The organism is Ahniella affigens (assembly GCF_003015185.1).
Classification (GTDB): Bacteria; Pseudomonadota; Gammaproteobacteria; order Xanthomonadales; family Ahniellaceae; genus Ahniella; species Ahniella affigens.
The window spans coordinates 1762290-1786893 of the sequence record NZ_CP027860.1; the positions used below are offsets into that span (position 1 = coordinate 1762290).

20 protein-coding genes are annotated in these 24604 nt (G+C 61.2%); 12 read left to right on the top strand and 8 right to left on the bottom strand.

Annotation, left to right across the window (positions count from 1 at the left end):
* Positions 1–27: 27 nt before the first annotated feature.
* Positions 28–4251 (bottom strand): hypothetical protein, encoded by a 4224-nt coding sequence (locus C7S18_RS06890; protein ID WP_146151800.1) that lies wholly within the window; start codon positions 4249–4251, stop codon positions 28–30.
* Complete coding sequence (locus C7S18_RS06895; protein ID WP_146151801.1) at positions 4248–5336, bottom strand: hypothetical protein; 1089 nt, start codon at positions 5334–5336, stop codon at positions 4248–4250. Before C7S18_RS06895 ends, C7S18_RS06890 begins: the two co-directional genes overlap by 4 nt.
* Before the next feature lie 351 nt (positions 5337–5687).
* On the opposite strand from C7S18_RS06895, the gene surE reads away from it, so the two are divergent.
* The 5 genes from surE to C7S18_RS06920 all read left to right on the top strand — a co-directional run bounded on the left by surE (position 5688) and on the right by C7S18_RS06920 (position 10281).
* Positions 5688–6467, top strand: a complete 780-nt coding sequence (surE, locus tag C7S18_RS06900; protein WP_106893946.1) for a 5'/3'-nucleotidase SurE — start codon at positions 5688–5690, stop codon at positions 6465–6467.
* Positions 6464–7132, top strand: a complete 669-nt coding sequence (locus C7S18_RS06905) for a protein-L-isoaspartate(D-aspartate) O-methyltransferase (RefSeq protein WP_106890866.1) — start codon at positions 6464–6466, stop codon at positions 7130–7132. Before surE ends, C7S18_RS06905 begins: the two co-directional genes overlap by 4 nt.
* Positions 7132–7722, top strand: coding sequence for a YqaA family protein (locus tag C7S18_RS06910; protein ID WP_106890867.1), 591 nt, complete (start codon positions 7132–7134; stop codon positions 7720–7722). Before C7S18_RS06905 ends, C7S18_RS06910 begins: the two co-directional genes overlap by 1 nt.
* A gap of 6 nt (positions 7723–7728) precedes the next feature.
* Positions 7729–9027 carry a peptidoglycan DD-metalloendopeptidase family protein gene (locus tag C7S18_RS25285; protein ID WP_170113153.1) on the top strand — a complete coding sequence of 433 codons (1299 nt, stop codon included), beginning with the start codon at positions 7729–7731 and terminating at the stop codon, positions 9025–9027.
* A gap of 195 nt (positions 9028–9222) precedes the next feature.
* Positions 9223–10281 (top strand): PilN domain-containing protein, encoded by a 1059-nt coding sequence (locus C7S18_RS06920; protein ID WP_146151802.1) that lies wholly within the window; start codon positions 9223–9225, stop codon positions 10279–10281.
* 153 nt (positions 10282–10434) lie between these two features.
* Here C7S18_RS06920 and C7S18_RS06925 read toward each other — a convergent pair whose 3' ends face one another.
* Positions 10435–11091: a hypothetical protein gene (locus C7S18_RS06925; protein ID WP_106890870.1), complete on the bottom strand. Its 657-nt coding sequence runs from the start codon at positions 11089–11091 to the stop codon at positions 10435–10437.
* A gap of 224 nt (positions 11092–11315) precedes the next feature.
* On the opposite strand from C7S18_RS06925, the gene C7S18_RS06930 reads away from it, so the two are divergent.
* From C7S18_RS06930 to C7S18_RS06940, 3 genes are all read left to right on the top strand, one after another.
* Positions 11316–12203 (top strand): ABC transporter ATP-binding protein, encoded by an 888-nt coding sequence (locus tag C7S18_RS06930; protein ID WP_206207992.1) that lies wholly within the window; start codon positions 11316–11318, stop codon positions 12201–12203.
* 1 nt (position 12204) lies between these two features.
* Positions 12205–13770, top strand: coding sequence for an ABC transporter permease (locus C7S18_RS06935; protein ID WP_170113154.1), 1566 nt, complete (start codon positions 12205–12207; stop codon positions 13768–13770).
* Between the two features lie 251 nt (positions 13771–14021).
* Positions 14022–14726, top strand: coding sequence for a hypothetical protein (locus C7S18_RS06940; RefSeq protein WP_106890872.1), 705 nt, complete (start codon positions 14022–14024; stop codon positions 14724–14726).
* A gap of 191 nt (positions 14727–14917) precedes the next feature.
* Here the strand turns inward: C7S18_RS06940 and C7S18_RS06945 are convergent, their stop codons facing one another.
* Both C7S18_RS06945 and C7S18_RS06950 read right to left on the bottom strand, forming a co-directional pair.
* Complete coding sequence (locus C7S18_RS06945) at positions 14918–15565, bottom strand: TetR/AcrR family transcriptional regulator (protein ID WP_106890873.1); 648 nt, start codon at positions 15563–15565, stop codon at positions 14918–14920.
* On the bottom strand, positions 15565–15819 hold the full coding sequence (locus C7S18_RS06950; protein WP_106890874.1) for an acyl-CoA-binding protein: 255 nt from the start codon (positions 15817–15819) through the stop codon (positions 15565–15567). The genes C7S18_RS06945 and C7S18_RS06950 overlap by 1 nt, the downstream gene beginning before the upstream one ends.
* 391 nt (positions 15820–16210) lie before the next feature.
* On the opposite strand from C7S18_RS06950, the gene C7S18_RS06960 reads away from it, so the two are divergent.
* The 4 genes from C7S18_RS06960 to C7S18_RS06975 all read left to right on the top strand — a co-directional run bounded on the left by C7S18_RS06960 (position 16211) and on the right by C7S18_RS06975 (position 20533).
* Positions 16211–18193, top strand: coding sequence for an SDR family oxidoreductase (locus tag C7S18_RS06960; RefSeq protein WP_106890876.1), 1983 nt, complete (start codon positions 16211–16213; stop codon positions 18191–18193).
* Positions 18194–18310: 117 nt separating this feature from the next.
* The gene (locus C7S18_RS06965; RefSeq protein ID WP_106890877.1) at positions 18311–18976 is read left to right on the top strand and encodes a glutathione S-transferase family protein; all 666 of its coding nucleotides are present in this window, start codon (positions 18311–18313) and stop codon (positions 18974–18976) included.
* Between the two features lie 9 nt (positions 18977–18985).
* On the top strand, positions 18986–19885 hold the full coding sequence (locus tag C7S18_RS06970; protein WP_146151803.1) for a potassium channel family protein: 900 nt from the start codon (positions 18986–18988) through the stop codon (positions 19883–19885).
* Positions 19886–20008: 123 nt separating this feature from the next.
* Positions 20009–20533, top strand: a complete 525-nt coding sequence (locus C7S18_RS06975; protein WP_106890879.1) for a YciI family protein — start codon at positions 20009–20011, stop codon at positions 20531–20533.
* A 271-nt stretch (positions 20534–20804) separates the two neighbouring features.
* Here the strand turns inward: C7S18_RS06975 and C7S18_RS06980 are convergent, their stop codons facing one another.
* The 3 genes from C7S18_RS06980 to C7S18_RS06990 all read right to left on the bottom strand — a co-directional run bounded on the left by C7S18_RS06980 (position 20805) and on the right by C7S18_RS06990 (position 24449).
* Entirely contained in the window at positions 20805–21179 is a 375-nt protein-coding gene (locus C7S18_RS06980) for a lysozyme inhibitor LprI family protein (RefSeq protein ID WP_106890880.1), read from the bottom strand.
* A 158-nt stretch (positions 21180–21337) separates the two neighbouring features.
* A complete protein-coding gene (locus tag C7S18_RS06985) occupies positions 21338–22774 on the bottom strand; it encodes an aldehyde dehydrogenase family protein (RefSeq protein ID WP_106893948.1) in 1437 nt (478 codons plus the stop codon).
* 19 nt (positions 22775–22793) lie between these two features.
* Positions 22794–24449 carry an acetolactate synthase large subunit gene (locus C7S18_RS06990; RefSeq protein ID WP_106893949.1) on the bottom strand — a complete coding sequence of 552 codons (1656 nt, stop codon included), beginning with the start codon at positions 24447–24449 and terminating at the stop codon, positions 22794–22796.
* Positions 24450–24604 lie beyond the last annotated feature (155 nt).

Genomic DNA, 24604 nt, shown 5'->3' on the forward strand with positions numbered 1-24604 from the left:
GCAGCCCGGGTCACTGCGCGATCTTGTTCAACGTCGGGCGCGGAGCAGCAACAGACCGAAGCCCAGCAGCAGCGGCATGAGCCACCAGCGCAGGTTGGGGGACACCGGCACCGGCCGCGGCGGCCCACCCACTACCGGGGCATTCAGCGTTTCGGCAAAGTTGTTGCCAAAGCTCCCGATCGGCGGCACCACCAGCACGATCTGGCTATCAATGCCGCCCGTGCCTGTCCCGCCGAGTTCGAGAACGCCGCCTGATCCGAGGGTGTTGTACGCATTGTAGTAACCCGAAGGCTGCGGCTCGGTAATCGTGCAGGTAGCGCCCACCGGCACGTTCGAGAATTGATAGCGTCCGCTGCTATTGGTGGGTTCAATGGCGTTGCCGGCATACGGTGGGTTGCATTGGATCGACACGTCGAGCATGAGTCCTGGATCTTCGTCCTCATCGTCATCGAACACATTCGGCGGCACACTGCTTTCCAGATACACGCGGCCAAAGACATTCGCAAGCAGCGGGAATTCGGCAAACGCGTACAGCGTGCCCTGGTCGCCTGCGCCAGTGATCAGATTGTTGGTGACGCGAATGCCGTTGAACACATCATTGCCGACCGTTCCCGCGCTCCCGCCATTCGCGAGCGTGCCAAGAACTTCGTTGCGATCAGCAAAATCGGCCGGCTGGATTTCTTGCAGCGAATAGCCCTGACTGTCGGCGCTCGGCAGTCGGCAGAACAGGAACTCCCCTCGAGTCAGGCGTGTACTCGGGGTACACGTGAAAGTCTGATCGGGCCCGCCATCGATGCTCAGGACGTTGGCAATGGCGGCGGCCTGCGTTCCCGACACCGTTGATAGCCGCGAACTGATGTTGCGGCCTTGGGTGTCGCGCCCGCTCAAGAGAATCGTCACGGCGCCAATGCCGAAATCGCCGTTGCTCAGCAATTGATTGCTGTCGATGTCGGCAAACACCACGCCGCGGATCGTTCCCTCCGGTAGGTAGACCTGGGTACGCGTACTCGCAACCGTCAGTGACTCGCCAGGGGCCACGGCAGCAAAGCTATTTTCGTACCGATCACCGGCGCGATTGCCCAGTGTGGCAAATTGCAGTTCCAATTGCTGCACACTGTTGGCCTGCAGGCCGTTTTGATCGTCGATCCGAATCGCGGTGACATCGGCCGGAAAACTGCCAGTGGCGCTGGCCAACCACGTGGCACCGACGGCCGGGCAACTGCCGCTGCCATCCGGCAGGCTGCCCCCGTTGGACGCGCAATTGGGGTTTCGATTGATGTCGGCGCGTGGCGACAGGGTGTAGAACGCCAGATGTTCGCCAGTGTTCAGCGGACCGACTTGACCGGCACCCAACGTGCCCTGAAACGAATTGCCCAGGTTGACGATGTCGCCGACGGCCGGCAAGACATCGATGAGCCGCAGCGTGCTGAACGGCGCGCCCGACGTATTGGCAAATTGTAGTTGCCAGCGTGTCACGCCATTGACGTCGATGAACGGTGTCAGCGTCTGGTGGCTCAGCAGCAGCCCGACGGGCATGCTGGCCTGCAGGTCCGTGAACGCCAACCGGTCCTCCAGTGAAGACTGGATCGGGGTGACGAACAACGGGCCGGGATCGAGCGCATGTTCGACAGTCGCGCTGCTGTGCACGGTGGCCTGGTTGCCGGCAGAGAAATTCAGCTGCGAGTGGTAGACGATTGGTGTGACAAATTGCCCAGGTATCAAGTTCGGCAAGCGCCATTCCAGCACCGTTGCCGCCTGGCCACTGTCTGGATTGAGACCAGCGTACGGCAGCACTGCCAGCGCAGGGCTCGCGCTGCCTGCCACATAGTCAATGCTGGCGGGCAAATAGGCCTTGACGATCAACGGGGTGGTCGACGGGCTGCCGAGATTGTCGCCGCTGCTGAACTGGGTCTGGATCGTGGTTTCGATCACTTCGGCAAAGCCAATGGTCGTCAACGGACCCGTTGCCCCGGTGGTGAGGTTGCGGGTCGCCGTCATCGTGATGTTGGTATCGGCCAAGCGCACGATGGCGTGATCGTTTTCGGCATAGGTCCAACTGGTTGCCGCGCCCATCTTGTACGACGTGCGATTCGGGAGGCGCGTCAGACCTTGCGTCGCCACGACGTCGTAGCTGCCCCGTAACGCCATGGATACAAATGGTGGCAGGGCTTGGGTGCGGACGCGCATCCGCCGGATGCTTGGGTAGCGGCCGCTGCCCGGAGGGCTTTCCAGCGTGGTCGGAAACTGCAAGGTCATGCGACCCTGCGTCAAGGTGGCCGGCAGTGTCAGCGGGATCCACGTGCCCGAACTGCATTCTGGCGCCGAGGCCTGACTGCGTGACAGCGTGCGGGCCGGCTCGGCACTGTCCCAATCGATATTGGCAACCGTACCTGCCTGGGTGCTCACTTCGACCGAGAACTGCGCGCCATTCAAGTTTCCATCCGTGGCATTGCCGCCCCCGAGTTCCAGATACGCGAGCACGCCCGGCGGTAAGTCAATCGGCAAGGCAGCCGTATCAAACGGCATGCGGAGGATGGTTCGGCTGGTGTCCCACTCATCGCAGAATTCGGCTTGTTCACGAGCGGTAAACGAGTTGTTGCTGAAGAAGAAGTTGGATTGCAGATTGCGGCCGGGGAACGTATAGCCATGCCGACAGTTCGGGTCGGAATGATCTTTCAGACAGGCATCGAATGGGGCGAAGCCACCATCTCGCCGCGGGTTCATCCAAGTCTTGCTGTACTCAGTGCCGCCGGTATCGAGCGTTGCAATGCTGAAGTTGTTGTTGTCGTCGTCGTATTGGCTGACGCCGCCAAAGCCGTCGTTGATCGCCAACGCATCGGGCTCGGTTTCGCCGCCTACGCTCAGTGCCCGCAGTTGTCCGGCCTGCAGCACGCCGACATCAATTCGGATCCCGACCGAGCCGTCGCCCGTCCCACCGTCCTCGGGCCGGAGCACCGGTGCCGACGGGTAGAACATCAACACCATGCCGACAAAAACGTAGCGTCGGGGCACCACTTGATTGTCGACCTGTAACGTCGGGAATGCACTTGGATTGAACGTGTTCGAGTTTGGCGTCAAGGTGATCGTGATGTCGCCGCCAGCGGTGCTCTGGGTGCAGTGCATTTGCCCTGCATCAGCCACCGAGTTGTCCGGGTTGCTGCCGGGTACACCCTGTTGCCCATAGGGATGGAACGTGCCTTTGATGACGGTGCTCTGATCCTGGCCGACCGCCCAGCCGGCTGGCACCAAAGTGCCATTCGGAACCGGGTCGTCGCTGCCATTGTGATCACAACCGATCAGCTCGCCGAAGTTGCTGAGGCCATCGGTGTTGCGGAGCCGCTCGGTCAGGACGATTGGCTGACTGACCGTGGCCGGTGCGCCGCCGAGCCCTTCACCAGGCAGCGCAATGGCGATTGGATACGCAATCACAAAGCCATCGCGGAGGCTGCTGCCGACCACGGTCGTGACCGTTGAGTCGATCCCGCGCTCGACAATCTGCGGCCCGCGGGCACCGCGGTCGAGCAGGTTAGTACTGCTGTAGCCGGAAAACTCGAGATCGAAGCGCGGTGCTGCAGACACGATATCGCCGCACGGTGTCAGGTTGACCGTCTGACCAAGACGCGTCTCGGTGCAACTGAGGTCCTGTCCGCTCAGCGGGTCCTGGTAGCCGACACGTGTGACTGCTCCTGTTGTCTGCTGATTGCTGGCACTGATGACGGTCTGCAGCCGCAAAATCGCGCCGTCGAGCAGGCCAAATTTCGGACGCGTACGAAGGACGACATTGCGCGTTGTCCCCGCGGCAACGCTGCCCAGGTGACAGGTCAGAATGTTGCCCGCAATGTTGGAGCCAGCAAGGCAGAAACTCGGGATCGACTGTCCCAAAAAACCGGGATTCGGCGGCTCCGCCCATTCCACCTGGCTCGGCAACGTCGCCTGCAGTTGCAGATCGGCTGCGACATCATGCAGAACCCGGTAGCGCAGTTCGTACTGCAACACATCGACGGTGCGGACAACATGATTATCGGCCGCGGCGTCGCGGCCTGGCTCGTTGTCCAAATCAAAACTGCTGATGCCCGTGCGCCCGAGCCCCGTTGTGCTGGGTGGTGCGATCAACACATCGACGCAGCTACGGCCCGACTCAGGCACTGCCACGCAAGGCGGCTCCTGTGCATGGGCTTGGGCCGAGACCTGCAACATCAGGCCTGCTGCAAGCAAGCATCGCAGCAGCGGCACGCGATGCGTCATGCTCATGACACGTGACGACGATTCAGCCACAGTCCACTGCCCAACAGCACCAGCAGCAGGGCAGACATCGCCAGGCCGTTCAGCGCCGGGACGGGCCGATTGCCGGTTCCCGCTGCGCGAGTCGCCGAAATCACCCCAAGCCCTAACACAAAGTTGTTGTCTGGCCCGGTGAATCCGCCCATGCCGTTACTGGTGCTCGGGTCCGTATCGATGGCCTCGATGGTCAATTGGTTGAGGTCGATTGCGGTCTGGACCCAGATGCCAATGCTGTCGGCGCCTTTGGTGTAGCCAACGGTTTGTCCCGACACTGGCACCGGCACATTCGAGCATGTCGGCACCGGCACACTGATGTCGCCATACCGCCCAATCAGTTCCAGCTGGGTCGTGGTCTGCGTGATCGCAGGTCGGCACGTGGGAAACGTCGGATCGGTTACCGATATTGGCAATGGAAACGGCGACGAAGGGCGCGGCAAGCTGGAATCGCCGGCATGGATCGCACCGATCCAACCGATCGGGCCGTTGACGCGTACGCGTTCGCCCTGGTCGACACCATCCAGAAACAGCCACGAGCCGGTCGGCAATACGCCGCCGGTCAAGGTCGCGAAATTGAATGTGGCGGTCGCAGTGGTGCCGTCACCGGCGTCAAAATAGAGCGCCTGTCGATTGTCGTCTGGTGCCGGGCTGCCAGGCGGTGCGCCTGCCAGGTTGTAGCCATTCGTCAGAGCAATCGGGGCCAGATTCGGAATGCCGTTATTGAAACCGGGTGCGCCATTGACGAACGTGACGCCGACAATCGGCTGATCGGGCCCGGAATAGTAGCCATCGTCGTTGCCAGCAACGCCAAACCCGTTCCAGCTGTTGCTGCCGCCGGTCACCATGAGTTGCAAGCTGAAATTGCCCGCGCCAATGGCCGCTCCCGGAATGCTGCCCGTATGGGTCTGCGGGCTGGTCATGTTGCCATTGCCATAAGCCGGCGCGGCTGGAAAAGTTGCCCACGTGAGGCTTTGTGCGTTTGCGTGAATCGGCCAAGCCGCGACGGCCAGGGTCAGAATGCAGGGCAGGGTAGTCAGTCTAGGTGTCAGGCAGCGCACGGGAAGCTCCGGAATGATCGTGGCAACGCGAGCCTGGCGTTGGGCATGGTGCCAACCGCCAGGTTCTCAAGGCGCCACTTTCCGGGTCAGCGGCCAATCCGGCATCCCAGATTCAAGTGACACATGCGGGATTGCGGTCAGCAGAACGTGCTGGCGCGGGGTTCGAATCGACAATGGCGTCACGCAAGTACCGGCCCGCGGCGCGGCAGGATCGCCATCGATACGCGCTTGCAGGCGATTCCGCCGAAAGCTCAGCCCCGTCTGACGAGAACTGCGGAACCGCTCACAAAACATGCGGTTGGCGCTGGCGGCCTGCTAAACTGCACCATTGTCAGGATGCTTGTTTGCACCATGCACGTACTTGTTGCCAATGATGACGGGGTGGATGCCCCAGGAATTCGTCACCTCGCCGATGCCATGCGCCAGATCGGCCGGGTCACGGTCGTCGCGCCCGACCGCAACCGCAGCGGTGCGAGCAATTCGTTGACACTCGATCAGCCGATCCGCGTTCAGGAGATCGAGCCGAATCGTTTTCGGGTGAATGGCACGCCAACAGATTGCGTGCATCTGGCCTTGCTCGGCATGTTGGACAAGGATCCCGATATCGTGGTGTCGGGCATCAATGATTCGTCCAATCTGGGTGACGATGTGATCTATTCCGGGACCGTCGCCGCGGCCATCGAGGGGCGCTATTTGGGCCACCCTGCGGTCGCCGTGTCGTTGGTCTCGAAAGATCATCAACCGGAGCATTTCGAAACCGCCGCGCGCGCCGCTGTGCTGATCGTTCGGCAGTTGCTGAAGGACCCGTTGCCAGCCGACACCATTCTGAACGTCAACGTTCCGGATCGTCCGTTTGCCGAACTCGCTGGTTTCCAAGTCACGCGCCTCGGCAATCGCCACCGTGCCGAGCCGTGCGTTCGGCAGCAGGACCCACGCGGTCGGGATATTTGGTGGGTGGGCCCAGCAGGCCCCGAGCAGGATGCCGGTCCGGGCACCGACTTTCATGCCGTGCGCCACGGGTTTGTGTCCATCACACCGTTGCAGGTCGATCTGACGCGCTACAGCGCGCTCGACAAGCTGTCACGCTGGATTGCGCCGCTCAGTCAAAGTCTGCCGGGAGGCGGCTCATGATTGGACTGCGTCGCGACAGTCATGGCTTGGGCATGACCTCGCAACGTGCGCGCGATCGCCTGATCGAACGGCTCAAGTCGGAGGGCATTCGCGATCCCCGGGTCCTTGACGTCATGCGCCAATTGCCGCGCCACGTGTTCGTCGACGAAGGTCTGGAAACGCGGGCTTATGAAGACTCGGCGTTGCCCATTGGCATGGGTCAGACAATCTCGCAGCCTTACATTGTTGCCCGTATGACCGAGCTCGTTCTGGCGGCAACGCCCGCGAAAGTCTTGGAGGTCGGAACGGGGTCGGGCTATCAGGCGGCAGTGCTTGCGCAACTCGGGCTCAAGGTTTTCACAGTTGAACGTATCGACAATCTGTTGCGCAATGCGCGCCGCCGCTTCCGGGCGCTGAAGCTCGAACACATTCGCAGCAAGCATGATGATGGTCGCCTTGGTTGGTCTGAAGAAGGCCCGTTTGACGCCATTCTGCTCACGGCCGCCGGCGAGCACGTGCCGACCGAGTTGACCCAGCAACTGGCGGTGGGGGGCGTGCTGGTCGCACCGGTCGGACCGCAGAATCAGACGCAACGCCTGGTGCGAATCACGCGCACGCCGGACGGCCTTTCGGAAGATCAATTTGAGCCGGTGAGCTTTGTGCCGCTGTTGTCTGGAGTGACCTGATGGTTTTGTTTCGACCCTGGTACGAGCGCGTGCTGCGCTGGGCCGAACATCCGAAAGCGCCTGCTCTGTTGACCTTCCTGAGTTTCATCGAAGCGATCGTGTTTCCGGTGCCACCGGAGGTCATGCTGGCACCGATGACACTCGCGCGACCCAAGCAATGGTTCTGGTACGCGACGCTCAGTCTGCTCGGCTCGCTGGTAGGCGCGTTTTTCGGCTACGCGTTGGGTATGTTTGCGCTGCATCTGATCGAACCGCTGATCGAGTGGGCCGGGCTGATGCCCAAGTTCATCGACGTTAAAGCTGCTGCGGCCGAGAATGGTTTTTGGTTCTTGTTGCTGGGTGGCTTTGTGCCCATTCCGTTCAAATTGCTGACGATTGCATCCGGTGTGGTCGGCATGCCGCTGCTGCCGTTCTTTTTCGGCGCGCTCATCGGCCGCGGCAAGCGCGTGTACCTCGTTGCCGGACTGGTGCGCCTGATGGGCGCGCGCGCGCAGCAGCTTCTGGATCGGCATGTCGAGCGAGTCGGCTGGCTGGTCGTCGGCCTGATCGTGCTGGTCATCGGCTACTTGTATTGGCATCGGGGAGGCTGAATGGCCATGCGTTACGTGCCTAGCCACTGCTTGATTCCTGTGCGCGGCGGCTCCCGTATTGCGATGCTGGTGAGCATCGTGCTGTTGAGCGGCTGCTGGATTCAGCCGAAAACCTATGTGGAACCAGCGCCCCGATCGCCGTCCACCGCACCAGCCAAGCCGCCGACAGTTCCCGGGCCGATTGCCGGCAGCGTCTATACCGTTCGCTCGGGTGACACCTTGTACGCGATCGCGTTCCGCCACGGACTCGATTACCGGGAACTCGCGCGATGGAATCAACTGGTTGATCCGAGCCGGATTCTGGTCGGACAGGTGCTGCGCCTGAGCCCGCCGCGTCCGCCGACCGCGGTCGCCAGCGCGCCTTCGGCGCCGCCAGTGACCACAACCCGTCCAAGCGTGGTCGTAGCCAATGGGTCGGTCGCGTCCGGCCCAACCAACCCGTCCTCCCGGCCATTGCCACCAGCGACGGGGGCATCCCGGCCGACGACCGTTTCGGAAGCCATTGGCGCAACGCCTTCGACAACGCCAGCGCCGCCAGTTTCTGCACCGCCCGTGCCGGCACCGTCAGTAGGTAGCAGTCCGGCGACCACACCGATTGCTGACGCGCCTCTGTTGGCAGCACCGGTGCCGTTGGCAACTACACCGAGCACGTCGACCGGCACGCCCGAGGTGCCGGCAGCAACGTCGAGTCCCGGACCCGGAGCGCGCCCGGCAGCGCCAATTACGACGCCGCTGCCGGTACCGGGCCCAGGCCAATCTGGTGCGCCGACTGCCGCCGGGTCGGCTGTTGCGACGGCAGGCCCTGGCAATTCCGCACCTGCGCAAAACGGCTCCTCGGTGCCAGCAGCCGCCGCGCCGACGGCCGCAACACCAGCGGTCGCGGCACCAGCGACCAGCGCGCCCACAACCATCAATCCGAATGCGCCAACCAAGCAAGTCAGCGGGATTCGTTGGCGCTGGCCCGCCGAAGGCAAGTTGATTGGCCGCTTTGTCGCAGGCGATCCAACCGAATCCGGCATCGAGATCGGCGGCCGCCTGGGGCAAGCGGTCACTGCGTCCGCTGACGGCGAGGTGGTCTACAGCGGCAACGGTCTGCTGGGCTACGGCGAGTTGATCATCGTCCAGCACAGCCCCGACTTCTTGTCTGCATACGGCCACAACCAAAAGCGCCTGGTGAATGAGGGGGCAAAGGTCAAGGCCGGGCAGGCGATTGCCGAAATGGGTCGCCAAGGCGGTGTGGATTTGCTGCATTTCGAAATACGCCAGAGCGGTAAGCCGGTCGACCCACTGAAGTTCTTGCCGTAGCGGCCGCCGCCTGCTCGAAGGGCAAACGCGTTGCCCGAACTGCCGCGGCGTTCGGGATGCGTGAATGGCTTCGTCGTCGCTAGGAGCGCAGATTTTGCAACCGCGCGTGGCAACCCATGTCCTTTCCTGATCCAACATGGCGTCGCGGGCGCGACTGTGATCAGATCGCGGTTCCTGCCTTGGCTGCGGTTCTTCATGTCCCTTCGATCGTCGCGACTGTTATTTGTCCTACCTGCAATCCTCTTGGCGGCGTGCTCGCAGGTTGAGTCGCCGGAAACCGAAGCCGCCGTCGCGCCACCGGTCTCCATCGCGCCGGGCGAAGACTGTCCGGATCTGACCGGTGTGTACGGCATGGCAGGCGGCGGCCAGCAGTGGTTCTTGCAAGAATTGCCGGCGCGGCAGGAGCCGCAACTCGTTGCGTTGTCGTTGAATGAGCTGAAGACGCAGTATCGTCTCCGTACCTTGGTGACCGAGGCCACTTTGCAGCAATGGACGCGCGACTTGCGCGAGCGCGAGCCTGATCAGTACGAGCGCTGGCTGCAACTGATGAACGAGCGTGAGGCGCTTCGAAAAAAGGGTCAGGTGGTCGATGCCGTAGAGCGCGACATGGGCGGACTCGGCTTGGTTCCGGATCATGTTCGGATCGAGCCAAGGCGTCGTTGCACCGACTTCTGGATGCTGTTGGGCGAGGTGCCGAATGACTGGTATCCAGGTTCGAAACGGGAGCCGGCAGAAACGGAGCTTTGGGCCGGCCGAGCGAGCAACGGTGACTTGCTGCTCCGCTTTGATCGCTACGAAATCGTCGACAGTCTCATCATTACCAAGGGCGTCCGCAGCAGCGTGAGCCATTACTTTGTGCGTTGGCCGAAGGTGCAAGCGTCCGGCATGGCGTGGGAGATCGGGCCCGAACTGCTGCCGAAGCCCAAACCCAAGATCAATCTGGCCGCCCGGGCGGATGCGCTGGTGGCGTTGAACGCTGAGTTGTTAGAGCACTTAGGGGCGGGGATGGTGTTGACGCGCTTTGCGCCGCCTGATGACGGTGGCAAGGCGATGCGCGAGGCGCCCCTGGTGCCAATCAACCTGAGCGGCACCTCACCCAGCAATCAATTGATCAGCGAATTTCTGCGCTGGCTGACCAACTCTGGGCATTTCAAGAACGTCGAACTGGTCAGTATTCGGCAGGACGATGGCGTGATGGTGTTTGACATCCAGTGCAAATGGCAGGCGCCGCTACCGGACGACTCGGGTCCCTGACGGCTCGCTTGGGCGCCTGTTGCGTGGCGTCCCAGCGCAACTTGGAAGGCGTGGTTCATACTGGGATCTCGCGTTCAAGAATCGAGCTCAGACGGCCCGGATTGCGAGCGGCGACAAAGGGCCGCCGCGACTCCGCATGGGATCGGCGTTGGCTCAGTTGTCACACAACTCGCGTACGCGCGCGTCGAGCGCTGAGCGCTCGTCAAAGCTTAGGTTCATGTTCTCGCGTCGGCGACGCTCGCCCTCGGCACGGGCGGCCTCACAAGCGGCATCCGGATCGGTTTTGTCGTATTGAGGCAGGGGCTCCAGTTCGCCAGCATTGGACTCATCGACAGCGGGGCCACGCTGACCATTCATCACTCGGCCCCGACGTATCGGGCCCGCGGCACCGGGACCAACGCCCGGCCGCTGCGCGCCGGGACCAGCTGGGCCGTTCATGCCACGCTGCGGTCGGCAACCAATCTCGGCGGGGACGCGGATGGTCTGCCCGTTTGGCGTTTGGCACTCTACTGTTTCGCGGCCGGGTGGCGCCGTTGCGGGCGGCTGCCCCGGGTCGTCGATGGCCAATTGAGTCGCTTGGGGGTCCGCCGGCTTAGGCTTGGGAATGGAATCCTCCGGGGTGCCCGTACCCAATTTCGGTTGCTCTTTGACCTCCAAGACGCCCTCATCCGTCGGCCGGCCAGGACAGGGCAGCTGCTGGTAGGCGACCTTGCCCGCCGCGTCCATGCACTTGTACATCGCGGCCAGTGCACCCTGAATGGGGGTCAGGGCGAGCAGGGGCAGCAAGAGACCGAGTGATCTGCAGCGCATGGACGGGTTCCTTCGTGAAATCCAGATTTTCCGAATCATGCGGCGTGGAACAGGAGAGCGCAACGGATGGCTCGGGTGGCAGTTAGGTGTCGGCCAGAGTAGGTCATTGGTCCTAGAGAAATTGGTGTTATACATCACTACACTACCAGTACTGAAAGCCTGTGAACCCGATCGATGGCGTTCGTCACAGGCTCCCCGCCGAATGCCATGCCCAGGAGTTTCCCTTGCGTCAGAGCGAGTTGCAGTTGAATCAGGTTGGATTTCGCTATGGCCGATCCGGCCCAGGCATTCGCCAAATCAGTTGGCAACAAGGCGCGGGCGTGCTGGGGCTCCTTGGACCGAACGGTGCAGGCAAGTCGACATTGATGCGCTTGCTGGCAACGCTGGTCGTGCCGCAGGAAGGGCAAATTCTCTGGAATGGTCACGATGTTGCGAAAAAGCCCGATGCCTTGCGCCACGAACTTGGCTATCTGCCGCAGGATTTTGGCGTCTATGCGGCGCTGAATGCCTGGGAGTTTCTGGAGTTCCTCGCGGCAGTCAAGGGTCTCCACGGGGCCAAGGCGAAGGCGCGGATCGAGTTCTGCCTGCAAGCGGTCGGCCTGATCGAGCGCGCGGGGGACCGATTGGGCGACTACTCCGGCGGCATGCGCCAACGCGTGGGTATTGCTCAGGCCTTGTTGAACGACCCGAGTTTGCTCATCGTCGACGAACCAACCGTCGGCCTGGATCCAGACGAACGCATGCGCTTTCGGCACCTGCTGACCGAACTGGCAGCCGATCGGCTCATCATTCTGTCCACGCACATTGTGTCTGATGTCGAAGCCACCGCCACCGAACTCGCCGTGATGGCAGCGGGATCGCTGCAATTTTTTGGGACGCCTGAGCAAATGTTGGCGGGTGCCGAGGGTCACGTTTTTGAGTGGACCATTGCGTCGACCGAACTTGGCTTGTGGCGCGAGAAGTGCCAAGTGTCGGCCGCCGTTCGTCGGCCCGAAGGCATTCGCCTCAAGGTCGTCGCGGATGCGGCACCAACGGCGGCAGCCCAGGTGGTAACGCCGACTCTGGAAGATGCCTATACCTGGCTCTTGTCGAAGAGCCGGAAGGGGGCCTGAGATGGCGAACTGGTACCGGTTTCTCGGCATCCTGAAGGCCGATCTGCGCGAGCGCACGCGCACGGTGCGCTTCTGGTTGATGCTTGGCCTGATGAGTTGGGTGTTGCTCCGCTGCTTTCCTGGCCTCGATGAGGGTTACATGACCCTGACGCTGAACGGCAGTGATCGCGGCTATTACTCCAGCGCCTGGGTAGGGATGGTGCTGGCGATGGTCAACACCATGCTGCTTAGTCTCGGTGGCTTCTATCTGGTTCGCGGCACCTTGACCCGTGACTTCGAAACCCGGGTCTGGCAGCTCCTGGTCAGCACGACGATGACGCGAAGCATGTATCTGTTATCCAAGTGGATCAGCCATCTGGTCATCATGAGCGTGGTCGTGACCATCGGTCTGCTGATCGCCCTTGTCGCGCAATGGTGGCGAGCTGAAGACCGGCAGATTGATCTGATCGAGTTGATCAAGCCGTCGTTGGTGATGAGTCTGCCCGGCCTCGCGATCACGGCGATGTTCGCGATCTGGTTCGACCTGGTGCCTTGGCTGCGCAAGACCGCTGGCAATGTGCTGTTCTTCTTTGTCTGGACATTCTTGACGGCGATTTCGGTTGCCCAGTTTGCGAACGGCAAGGATGCCCAGGCCGTGAACAACTGGCGCAGTGATCCAAACGGCATGGCGGTGGCCGCACGCGACTTCTATCGATTGGAGCGGCTGCAGACTGGTGATACCAGAGACTTCAGCCTGAGCATCGGCTCGCCCAAACCGAAAGGCCCAGTGCATCGATTCGAGTGGAAGCACTGGCACGTGCGGCCGATGGATCTGCTCGGGCGCTCTCTGTGGATCCTGGTGGCGATCGGCGGGGTGCTGCTGGCGGTGCCGTTCCTGGATCGGGCCGCAGCCAAGGCCGGCGTAGGCCAGCGGCAGCAGGCCGGATCCGGCGCGCGGCTCTGGTGGCTGAAGCCCGTGTTCGGATTGCTTGCCTTGGTGCCAGGCACACAGTTGCTGCAGGCCGAATTGAAGCTGGCCTTGCGGAGTCGTCGTTGGTGGTGGTGGGTCGGGTTCGTGGCATTGCTGTCGGTACAGGCATTCGCCCCGGCGGAAGGCGCTCACGTCGCCCTGTTGATCGCGCTGGTCTGGCCGCTGGACTTGCTGGCCCATGCCATGCTGCGCGAAACCAGCACGCATACCGGCGGTTTGGTCCTCACGGCCAGTCGCGCCATCGAACGCCTGATCGGGGCGCGTTGGCTCGCAGGTACGCTGATTCTGGTCGCACTTTGTGCGCCAAGCTTGCTGCGCCTTGGCGTGCAGGCACCGATCTCGGCGCTGGCCTTGCTGGTCGTGCTGGCGTCGCTGCCGGCGCTGGCGCTGGCCATGGCCATGCTGAGTCGCAGCGCACGGCCGTTCGAACTCTTGCTGGTGGCCTCGGTCTATATCGCCACTCAGGGCGCGGCGCTGTTCCAAGTTGAAACACAGCCATGGGAATGCCTGGAAACCCATGGCTTACTGGGGGCTTTGGCGGTCTCGGTGCTGGCATTGGGTCGCCTGCATTGGGCGCGGGCGGCAATTGGGCGATAATGGCTGCTCGTGTCGTATTCCGCCAACCACTCAAGTAGATTGCCCGCTGATTGAACCAATGCTGTGTTGCTCGTCGTTGCCGTAGTCACCACTACGGCTCCGCCGTGCACCTTGCATTGGCTTGAAGCGCTTAAGATGTTAGCGAGCGAATTACGGAACCCGACACGCGCCACTGCAGCCCAACGCACGGCCCGCGTTCGGTCCGCGTACGGGCGACGGTTCTTGCAGACATTGCCATTGGAGATCGGCACATGACCCACGCACCCCATGCAGGAATCAGGCTTCTGAGTCCAACCCGTTCGCGATCGCTGATAGCAGGCCTGCTCAGCGTCGCGCTGGTCATGGGCGTCGAGGGCAAAACACCGGCCTGTGCAGACACCAACACCGTCCAGGCCTTGCGTACCGAATTGGCGCTGACGCAATTGCAGGCCGAACTGCTGCGCGAGAAAAGCGCGACCAAGGTGCTGGAGGCTTGGTGCGGTCGCTACCAAATTGCCGATCAGCCAGTTGTCCGCGCCGAGGTGCAAACGGCCGAGGCCAAGCCACCCAGCGCCGAGACCATGAATCGATTGCAAGTTCAGAACAGCAATGAGGTCGCCTATCGCCGAGTTGCGCTGCGCTGCGGCACGGTGGTGCTGTCTGAGGCGGACAACTGGTATGTGCCGGCGCGTTTGACCAAGGCGATGAATGCCATGCTGGCAAGCAGCGATGTGCCGTTTGGCAAGGTCATTGCCGAACTCCGACCGTTCCGCGTCACAATCGACGCCAAGCCTCTTTGGTCGGCCTTGGATCAGGGCCGGGTGTGTGCCGTTCAGGATCTGGACTCAGCGCCTCCGCCCAAGGCCGTGCTGCAGCTTCGGGCATTGCTGTATCGCGAGGATCTGAAGCCGTTTTCGGAAGTGCACGAGGTCTACCAGCGTCCGCTGCTGGATGCGGCGAGCCAGTGTGCGCCGTAATCGGCGAATGGCTTGGCAGGCTCTTGCAACCTGCACATGACGGGTGGTGGTGGTCTCGCGTGGTCGGCGCAACGCTTGGCCTGGCGACGACCGCACCCAGGACTTGCGCCCGCGGAATCAATCACTTGCGTGATTGATTCGAGTTTGGGTCAGCCACGCTGCCATCTCGTGGGCCGATTTGCGACAGCCAATTAGCGAACGTAAGTCAGCGCCAGGTTGTTCAGGTGCAGACGTTCGGCGTCGCGCAAGTACGGCGCAATGATCATCATCACTTGAAAAATGCCCTGGGTCAGGTCTTCGGAGCCCTTTTCGAGCTGACCGCCGCGTACCGAGTTGAAGCTCATCCAAAACGTCGCGACCAGAATGATATTGGTGGCGGTGGCTTCGATCTCGGCCCGGCTGGCGCGCATGATCTCGGCCGTGGTCAGACCCTTGAGTACTTCGTTCGCGTTGGCCGTCGCCCGCTTGATGATCCGGGCAAAATGCATCCGGAGCTTGCGGTTGCGGCTGGTGATATCCACCAGGTCGCGATAGATGAAACGGTATTCCCACATGGTTTCGAAGGCCTTGTGGAGCTGCATCCAGATGTCTTCAAGCGTGGGCAGGCGATCAATCGGCGGGACGATCGCGAGATCGATCGAGTTCTCGTAGCGGGCAAACAAGTGCTCGACGATGTCGTCTTTGTTGCGGAAGTGGTAGTAGAGGTTGCCGGGGCTGATTTCGAGCTCGTCCGCAATGTGATTGGTGGTCACATTGGGCTCGCCCCGGTCATTGAACATGGCCAGGCTGACATCGAGGATGCGTTCGCGGGTCTTGCCAGCGGTGGCCTTGGTGCCCATCAGCTGAGTTTCTTGACAAGATCCACGTACTGTTTCTGCGCCGCGTCCAGGGCCGTGCCCTTGAGCTTGGCCCAGGCCTCATATTTGGCCACGCCGACAAAGTCAAAAAACCCCGGCTTGTCGCCTGTGACATCACCTTGTGACCCCTGTTTGTACAGGGCGTACAGCTTTAGCATGGTGTCGTTGTCGGGGCGATCTTTGAGGTTGAGCGCCTTTTTTGCAGCGTCTTCGAACTGCTTCTTGAGGTCGGCCATGGAGGTCTCCGGGACGTCTAAGGGAATATCCCTTAGATAGCATGGTCATTCCATTCCAAACAAGAGCAAACTGAGACTTGCCCGCCATGATCGGCGGCGACCGGATCGCCACGTCACGCGCACGCTGTCGGGCAGCGTCTGACCAGACCACCGGGCGCTGGCGTCTTGCACTGCGGCAATCCGGCCCTTGTTGCCGAGAAGGGCTTCCGAGCGCCGGCGAACCACGGCGAATTTGCATGCGCCCACTAGGAAAATGTCGAAACTCCGGGCAATCTAGGGCGGTCTGTGGCTGCCGTGCTTCGGGGGCCGAGGCCATTGCCACAGGTTGCCAGATTGCAATTTCCACCCCGCGGCGCACATTGCGCCGCACCAGGATCGACGAGGGTAGACCATGACGTATTTCGTGACCGGCGCAACGGGCTTTTTGGGTCGTCATCTGCTGGAAAAGCTGCTCAAGCGGCGCGGCAAGATTTTTGCGCTGGTGCGCAAGGAGTCCGTCCACAAGCTTGAGGCCATCATCGAGAACCTGGGCGCGGGCAAAGATGAAATCGTGCCCGTCATCGGCGATTTGACCAAAGCCAAACTTGGCGTGTCGGCGGCCGCGCAGAAGCAGCTGACGGGCAAGGTCAAACTGTTCTACCACCTGGCTGCCATTTACGATGTCGAAGCCGATGACGAGACGAACGAAGCGGTGAACGTCGGCGGCACCAAGCACGCCATCGATCTAGCCCATGCCATCAAGGCGGGCAGCTTTCAGCATGTCAGCTCAATCGCTGCCGCCGGCAAGTATCCTGGGGTGTTCAAAGAAGACATGTTCAGCGAGGCTGAAGGTCTCAAGCATCCGTACTACCGCACCAAACATGAATCGGAAGGACTGGTCCGTAAGACCTGCAAGATTCCCTACCGTATTTATCGCCCAGCGATTGTCATCGGCAACTCGAAGACCGGCGAGATCGACAAGATCGACGGTCCTTACTACTTCTTCCGGTTGATCAAGAAAATCCGGCAGACCTTGCCACAATGGATGCCAACCATTGGCATCGAAGGCGCGCGCGTCAATGTGGTGCCGGTCGATTATGTGGTCGACGCCATGGATCACATCTCGCACAAGACGGGGCTCGACGGCGGCTGCTTCCAGTTGGTCGATCCGGAACCGCTGCGCGCGGGCGAACTGCTGAACACGTTCTCGCGGGCCGCCAATGCGCCGGAAATGACCATGCGTATCGACGCGCGCACGATTGGCTTCATTCCGCCTATGGTGCGTGGCGCCGTCATGAACCTGCCGCCGGTCAAACGCTTCACGAATCAGGTCATGCGCGATCTCGGCATCCCGAAGCATGCGCTGGAATATCTATCGAACCCGACCCGCTATGACAATCGCGAAACCGAGCGCGCGCTGAAGGGCAGCAAGATCAAATTGCCGAAGCTCGATCAATACGCCTGGCGTATTTGGGACTATTGGGAACGCCATCTGGATCCGGATCTGTTCATCGATCGGTCGCTGGAAGGCAAGGTCCGCGACAAGGTTGTGATGATTACGGGCGGCACGTCCGGCATTGGCAAGGCGTCGGCGCTCAAAGTGGCTGCGGCCAAGGCCAAGGTCATTGTCGTCGCGCGCGGTCAGCAGGAGCTCGATGATACGAAGAAAGAGATCGAGGGTCTGGGCGGCATTTGCTTCACGTACTCAGCCGACTTGACCGACGAGAAGAGTTGCAATGATCTGGTCGCAGCCATCATCAAGGATCATGGTGGCGTCGACGTGCTGATCAACAACGCTGGCCGGTCGATCCGGCGTTCGGTCGCGCTGAGCTACGATCGTTTCCATGACTTTACGCGAACAATGGAGTTGAACTACTTCGGTTCGCTGCGCCTGATCATGGGTTTCCTGCCCAAGATGACCGAACGACGCCGTGGCCACATCATCAACATCAGTTCCATCGGTGTGCTGGCCAATTCACCGCGCTTTTCGGCCTATGTGGCATCGAAAGCCGCGCTCGACGCGTTCTCGCGCTGTGCGCAAGGCGAGTTTTCCGACCAGGGAATCTGCTTCACGACGATCAACATGCCGCTCGTGAAGACGCCGATGATTGCGCCGACCAAGATGTACGATTCCGTGCCGACGCTGACCCCCGAAGAGGCAGCCGATCTGATCGTCAAAGCCATTATCGAACGTCCGAGCCGGGTCGCGACGCGCCTCGGGATCTTTGCCGCCGTGCTGAATCAGCTGGCACCAAAGGCCTACGAAGTCGTGATGAATACCGCGTATACGCTGTTCCCCGACTCCGCGGCTGCGAAGGGCATGAAGGGTCGCGACGAGCAGCCGAGCAACGAGCAGATCGCCTTTGCGGCGTTGATGCGTGGTGTGCACTGGTAGTTCGATGCAAGTAGCGGTCAGTGCGAGTTGGAACGAAGCGCGCTTGACGCGTCGGCAACCAAGTGAAGCCGATGCGTCAGTTCGAGGATGTGAAAGCGTGGGCAATTAGGAGTGGGCATGCAGAAGCCGCTACTGGTAATCGGTAATCAGAACTACTCGTCGTGGTCGCTCAGGCCGTGGGTGTTTCTGAAGGCGTTCGGCGTTGATTTCGACTGCGATGTGGTGCCGATGCTGACCGAGGATTTCGACGTCTTGGTCAAGCAGCGCTCGCCGACCGGCAAGGTGCCGTTTCTGCTGGACGACGGTCTGGTGGTCAACGATTCGCTGGCGATCTGCGGTCATGCAATTGAGCGTTGGATCGGCGCCGATCGGGCCTGGCCAGAGAGCCTCGCCGCTCGCGCACTAGCGCGCTCGGCTGTCGCCGAGATGCATTCCGGGTTCACCGCACTCCGGAATCAATGCCCGATGAACGTGCGTCGCCGCAGCCGGAACTATCGGCTCAGCGGCGACACCCAAAAAGATGTTGAGCGCATTCTTGCGATCTGGAATCAGGCCCGCTCTGACTTCGGCGGTGGTGGGCCCTATCTGTTTGGCGCGTTCTCCGTGGCCGATGCTTTTTTTGCGCCGGTGGTGTTTCGGTTCCAGACCTACGCCGTTGGCTTGGACGGCAACGGTGCAAAGTATTGCGAGGCCATGCTCGCGCACCCGGCAATGCGAGCCTGGGCGGACGCGGCCGAGCGCGAACCTTGGGCGCTGGAACGCTACGAGTTTGTCCAAGGCTGAGTGGAAGCCGTGAACAACGTGCGTGAGCGTTTTGGTCATTGGATTGGTTTGGCCGGCGTCGCGAGTTCCGAATCCGAGCGTGCCAGGCGCTGGTATCGGCGGTTTGAATGGATTCTGGTGCCGATGGCCGTCTGGCTGCCAATCCAAATCTTCCTGGAAGGCAGTCACGAGATCAGTCAGTCGATCGGCGACTATCTGGACTGGATTATTTGGACGGCGTTTTTTCTGGAAACGGTGGTCCTGAGTTGCTTGGTTCGGCGCCCTTGGCACTATTTGCGCAGCAACTGGCTAAACCTCGTGATCATCATTGCCGGCCAGCCTTGGTTCTGGGATGACTCACCGTTTCTGCCGGTTGCCCGTGGCCTGCGCCTCCTGATGTTAATCAGCCTGATCGTGCACGTCGGCTCGTTCTCTCGCGAGATGTTGAAGCGCAACAGCCTTGGCCCGACGATGATCGTGCTGATGTTGGTGACGAGTCTGGGCGGGGTGCTGGTGGCACACTTCGATCCGGCGTTTCATTCGCCTTGGGACGGCATTTGGTGGGCCTGGGTGACGGTCACCACGGTCGGATACGGCGATCTGATCCCGCAGAGTCTTGCTGGGCGGATTTTTGCGGTCGTGCTCATGCTGATGGGGGTTGGCCTGATTGCGTTGCTCTCGGCGACGATGGCTGCCTACTTCCGCGCGGATGAAGATCGCGAAGCCGAGCGGATGCGTGAACGGATTTTCCGGAAGCTGATCCAGATGGACCAAGAAGCCGATGAGCGTCAGAAGCATACGGACTTGCTGCTGGCATCCTTGGCAAAGATGGAGGCCGAAGCGTTGAGTCGGCAAGACCAGATCAACGAGCTCAAGTTGCAGCTCAGCGACATCAAGCGGGTACTGGAACGCCTGCCGCCGCCTGGTTGATGCGTTCTATGCACCTGGCACTCGCTCTTCGGTTCGGCTTGGGGGTGTCATCTGGCGCTGGACAAAGGCTTTGGCGCACCCGACGATAGGGCGAACAATGGTTTTGCAAACGGGAGAGTCGACATGATTTCAACGCAGTCTATCCGCCATCGGTGGTTGCTCAGTGTCCTGTTGTTGGTGGTCTTGGTTCCAGGGTTCAGTACCGCCGCGGAGTCACCGCCGACGGCGAGTGCGACGGACGCCGCGGCGCCAGTGCCTAATCCCAAGTTCGACGCCCAACTCGCGAAGCGCGCTGGCGCAGACCTGCACGGCATGCGCAATTATGTGCTGGTCATTCTGAAATCAAGCACGACACCGATGCCCAAAGGACCCGAACGTGACGCGATGTTTCAGGGCCATTTCGCGAATATGCAACGACTCAGCGACGCTGGCATTCTGAAAGTGGCTGGGCCATTGGATGGCGTCGATGGCTGGCGCGGACTATTCGTGCTGGCAGTGGAGACGGTTGAAGAAGCGAAGGAACACGTCGCCACTGACCCAGTGATCAAAAACGGCGAAATGGTGGCCGAATACCACAGGTTCTTCAGTAGCGCCGCGTTGATGCTGATTCCCGAACTGCACGAGCAAGTCGCCGAAACGCCGATGTAAACCGAGTCGCCCCCGGGGCCGACGCTTGAGTTGGCCCAGGCATGACTGGCCATGGGGGCGCGTCTGGTGTGGCGACCCGCGAACGTAGGTCCGCGACGCACTGGGCGTTATGGCGGTTTCGAATTGTGAGCGAATCAATTGGCTTCGATCTGGGCAGACCCCTGTGTCTGCCCCGTCGATGCGGCGCTGTCGATGTGTGTCTGCTTCGTCTGCGCGCTCGCGGTGCGGGCTTCGGTCCACGCCCATCCGCGAGCACGCCCTGCCATTCGAATCAGAGCTTGCTGTTCATGCAGCCACTGCTGACGCATTCGCGTGAGCGGTCTTTCAGGAACTGCGCGCGACTGATGGTCTTTTCGGTGGCGCAGCTCAAGTTGACGTAAAAGCCGGTATCGTCCTTGCGGCTGCATTCGCTGTTGCGTTCCTTGATCCAGGCGATCTGGCCCTTCTTGAGCTTCGCTTTGCCATCCGCATCCAACTGACCAACCAAGGCTTTGTAGTTCTCATTGAGTTCCTTGTCAGCCTCTTGATAGACCTTGTTCAAACAGTACAGACCGTCAAAATCGTCGCGAGGTTGATCGCAGGCGGAATTGGCCAGGGCAGCGGTGCTGAAGCAGAGGAGGGCAAAGGATACAAGCGCGCGTTTCATGGTTTTGGAGTTCCAGCTGGGTTGAATGGGGTGGGGCAATGATACGGCGATGGGACCCAAAGCATCGGGACGCCCGAACCGGCTCGCGTCCCAGAAACGTGGGAGGCTGTCGTTGGTTGACCGCAGGTCAGTGACAGGGCGGCGCTTTGAACAAGTCATCATGCGCGATCGCGGATCACCAGCAACCGAATTTCGGTCATATCCTCAATGGCAAACCTAACGCCCTCGCGACCCAGGCCGGAATCCTTGACGCCGCCGTAGGGCATGTTGTCGACCCGCCAGCTCGGTACATCGCCAATGACGACACCGCCGACTTCCAATCGGTCCCAGGCCTGCATGGCTTGATGCAGGTTGTCGGTGAACAGGCCGGCTTGCAGGCCGAACTTGCTGTCGTTGATCGCGCAGAGGGCGTCGTCCCACTTCGAGAACGACGACAGTACCACTGCCGGCCCGAACGCTTCCTCGCACACCAGCGGTTGATCGGCCGGGACCTGATCCATGATGGTTGCTTGGAGCATCGCGCCATCGCGCTCGCCACCGCACAGCAAACGCCCGCCCGCGGCTTTTGCACGCTGAATCCAGTCGTGCAGCCGCTTTGCTTCCGACTCCGAGATCATCGGACCAATGAACGTATCTTCCAGTTTCGGATCGCCCATCTTCAGTGCCTTGGCTGCAGCGACCAGTTTGTCTTTGACCAGTTCATAGAGCGACTCATGAATCAGAATGCGCTGAACATGAATGCAGCTCTGCCCGGATTGATAGAAGCCGCCAAAGATCAGGCGCTCGACCACTTGGTCGATCCGATCGGCCTGATCCTGATCGACGACGCACGCCGCATTGCCACCGAGTTCCAGCACCACTTTCTTGCTGCCGCAGCGTGCCTTCAGGTCCCAGCCGACGGCGGGCGAGCCGGTGAATGACAGGAGCTTCAGGCGCGGATCGGTCGTGAACAGGTCCGCGCCTTGGCGATGCGCGGGCAGGACCGAGAACGCGCCAATCGGCAGGTCGGTTTCGGCCAGCACTTCGGCAATGATCAACGCGCCGATCGGTGTGCGCGACGCCGGTTTCATCACCCAAGTGCAGCCAGCGGCGATTGCCGGGGCAATTTTGTGGGCCGCCAGATTCAACGGAAAATTGAACGGCGAAATCAGCGAACAGGGGCCAATCGGGACGCGCTTCCACATACCGCGATAGCCCCGGGCGCGGGCCGAAATCTCCAGATTCATGACTTCGCCGCCCAAGCGCACGGCTTCCTCCGCGCCGCATCGAAACGTATCGATCAGGCGGGTGGTTTCGCCGCGTGCGTCCTTGATCGGCTTGCCGGCCTCGATGCAAAGTGCTTGCGAGATTTCCTCAAACCGCTCCTTGAAGCGGCCAACACAATGCATCAGCACCTCTTGGCGCTTGTAGGGCGGAAAGCGCCGCATCGCGTCTTCCGCATCCACTGCGGCTTTTATCCCAGCGTCAATGGCCGACGCGTCCGCTTGCGCCACCCGGGTCGCGATCGCGCCAGTGTATTTGTCGGTGACTTCCAGTTCCTGATTGGCGAAGACTGGGCGATTGGCCAGATAGTACGGGTAGGCGGGCTTTAGCATCGTCATAGGCTCCTGGCACTCATTCAGCTGGCGGATTCAGCGCGGCGCTGAGCTGCTTGATCTCGTTGTTCAGAACCCGATCATTGTCGGAGTAGTCGACCGCGAGATCGATCACGTCAACGCCCGGTGAGGCCAACGCCGCCCGCAACATGTCGCGGAATTCGGCCACAGAATTGGGCCGCCAGCCGCGCGCGCCATAGGACTCGGCATACTTCACGAAGTCCGGATTGCCCATGTCCATGCCGAAGTTCGCAAAGTTCATGTTGGCCTGTTTCCATTTGATCATGCCGTACGCGTTGTCGCGCAGCACAATCTGTGTGAGGTTCTGGCCGAGGCGGACAGCGGTTTCCAGCTCCTGCGAGTTCATCATGAAGCCACCATCGCCCGATACGGCGACGACCTTTCGATCCGGGTGGACGAGCTTGGCCGCCATGGCCGACGGCAAACCGGCGCCCATGGTCGCCAACGCATTGTCGAGCAGCAGCGTATTGGGCTCGTTGCAGCGGTAGTAGCGCGCGAACCAGAGCTTGTACATGCCGTTGTCCAGACACACGATGCCATCGTGATCCATGATCTCGCGCATCACATGCACCATGCGCACCGGGTGGATCGGAAACCGATCATCGTCGGCATTCCGGGCGAGATGCGCCAGCAAGTGGTTCCGCACCTGGTCGAAATAGCCGAACTCCCAGTGCGACTGCGGCGACACTGCCTCGTGCAGGCGCCAAATGGCATTCGCGACATCACCCGTGACTTCGATTTGCGGGAAATAGACCGTATCCACTTCGGCGCTGACGTAATTGACGTGAATGACGGTGCGCCGACCGCGCCGCATGAAGAACGGCGGCTTTTCGATGACGTCGTGGCCCACATTGATGATGCAATCGGCATGCTCGATCGCCCGATGCACAAAGTCGCCGTCCGACAGCGCCGCGTTGCCAAGCCATAACGGATGCATCTCGTCGACGACGCCTTTGCCCATCTGGGTCGTAAAGAACGGGATTCCGGTCTTGTCGATGAAAGCGCGCAGCATTTTCGCAGACGACTTTCGGTTTGCCCCGGCACCCACCATCAGTATCGGGCGCTTGGCGGCATTGATTGCATGGGCCGCTTTGTGAATCGCTTTTTCGTCAGCAATCGGGCGGCGATGGAAGCTCGCCGGAATCACGATTGCGTCGGAGTGTTCATGGGCGATGTCCTCAGGCAACTCCAGATGCACGGCGCCCGGACGCTCCTCTTCCGCGCGGCGAAATGCTTCGCGGATCCGCGCGGGGATGTTGTCGGCCGAGACGATCTGCTTGGTGTACTTGGTCAGCGGCTGCATCATCGACACCACGTCGACAATCTGAAAATGTCCTTGCTTCGAGAGCTTCACCGGCTTCTGCCCAGTGATCATCAGCATGGGCATCGCGCCCAGTTGGGCATAGGCGGCACAGGTTACGAAGTTCGTGGCGCCAGGGCCGAGTGTCGCCAGGCACACGCCGGTCTTGCCGGTGAGTCGGCCATAGGTCGCTGCCATAAAGCCTGCACCTTGTTCATGGCGAGTCAGGATCAGTTTGATCGATGACGTGCGCAAGGACTCGAGCAGATCCAGATTCTCTTCGCCTGGAATGCCAAAGATGTACTGGCAGCCCTCGGCTTCCAGCGCTTTGATGAACAAGTCCGATGCCTTCATGAGCATGCCTCCGCTTGAGTGCGCTGATACCCCGACGTTGAGGTCAGGCGATCACGGTCTTATTGACGGACCGTCGCCAACCCCGTTCGATTGTGCGAGCCCGATCAGGCAGCGTCAATGCAAACGTATCGGACCCGCTGAGCGCACATGACGTG

Coding starts and splice junctions, on each gene's coding strand:
- C7S18_RS06920 (WP_146151802.1), top strand. CDS start 9,223: ATGTCCCTTCGATCGTCGCGACTGTTATTTGTCCTACCTGCAATCCTC.
- C7S18_RS06935 (WP_170113154.1), top strand. CDS start 12,205: ATGGCGAACTGGTACCGGTTTCTCGGCATCCTGAAGGCCGATCTGCGC.
- surE (WP_106893946.1), top strand. CDS start 5,688: ATGCACGTACTTGTTGCCAATGATGACGGGGTGGATGCCCCAGGAATT.
- C7S18_RS06960 (WP_106890876.1), top strand. CDS start 16,211: ATGACGTATTTCGTGACCGGCGCAACGGGCTTTTTGGGTCGTCATCTG.
- C7S18_RS06890 (WP_146151800.1), bottom strand. CDS start 4,251: ATGAGCATGACGCATCGCGTGCCGCTGCTGCGATGCTTGCTTGCAGCA.
- C7S18_RS25285 (WP_170113153.1), top strand. CDS start 7,729: ATGCGTTACGTGCCTAGCCACTGCTTGATTCCTGTGCGCGGCGGCTCC.
- C7S18_RS06925 (WP_106890870.1), bottom strand. CDS start 11,091: ATGCGCTGCAGATCACTCGGTCTCTTGCTGCCCCTGCTCGCCCTGACC.
- C7S18_RS06990 (WP_106893949.1), bottom strand. CDS start 24,449: ATGAAGGCATCGGACTTGTTCATCAAAGCGCTGGAAGCCGAGGGCTGC.
- C7S18_RS06980 (WP_106890880.1), bottom strand. CDS start 21,179: ATGAAACGCGCGCTTGTATCCTTTGCCCTCCTCTGCTTCAGCACCGCT.
- C7S18_RS06905 (WP_106890866.1), top strand. CDS start 6,464: ATGATTGGACTGCGTCGCGACAGTCATGGCTTGGGCATGACCTCGCAA.
- C7S18_RS06945 (WP_106890873.1), bottom strand. CDS start 15,565: ATGGGCACCAAGGCCACCGCTGGCAAGACCCGCGAACGCATCCTCGAT.
- C7S18_RS06985 (WP_106893948.1), bottom strand. CDS start 22,774: ATGCTAAAGCCCGCCTACCCGTACTATCTGGCCAATCGCCCAGTCTTC.
- C7S18_RS06940 (WP_106890872.1), top strand. CDS start 14,022: ATGACCCACGCACCCCATGCAGGAATCAGGCTTCTGAGTCCAACCCGT.
- C7S18_RS06975 (WP_106890879.1), top strand. CDS start 20,009: ATGATTTCAACGCAGTCTATCCGCCATCGGTGGTTGCTCAGTGTCCTG.
- C7S18_RS06910 (WP_106890867.1), top strand. CDS start 7,132: ATGGTTTTGTTTCGACCCTGGTACGAGCGCGTGCTGCGCTGGGCCGAA.
- C7S18_RS06965 (WP_106890877.1), top strand. CDS start 18,311: ATGCAGAAGCCGCTACTGGTAATCGGTAATCAGAACTACTCGTCGTGG.
- C7S18_RS06950 (WP_106890874.1), bottom strand. CDS start 15,819: ATGGCCGACCTCAAGAAGCAGTTCGAAGACGCTGCAAAAAAGGCGCTC.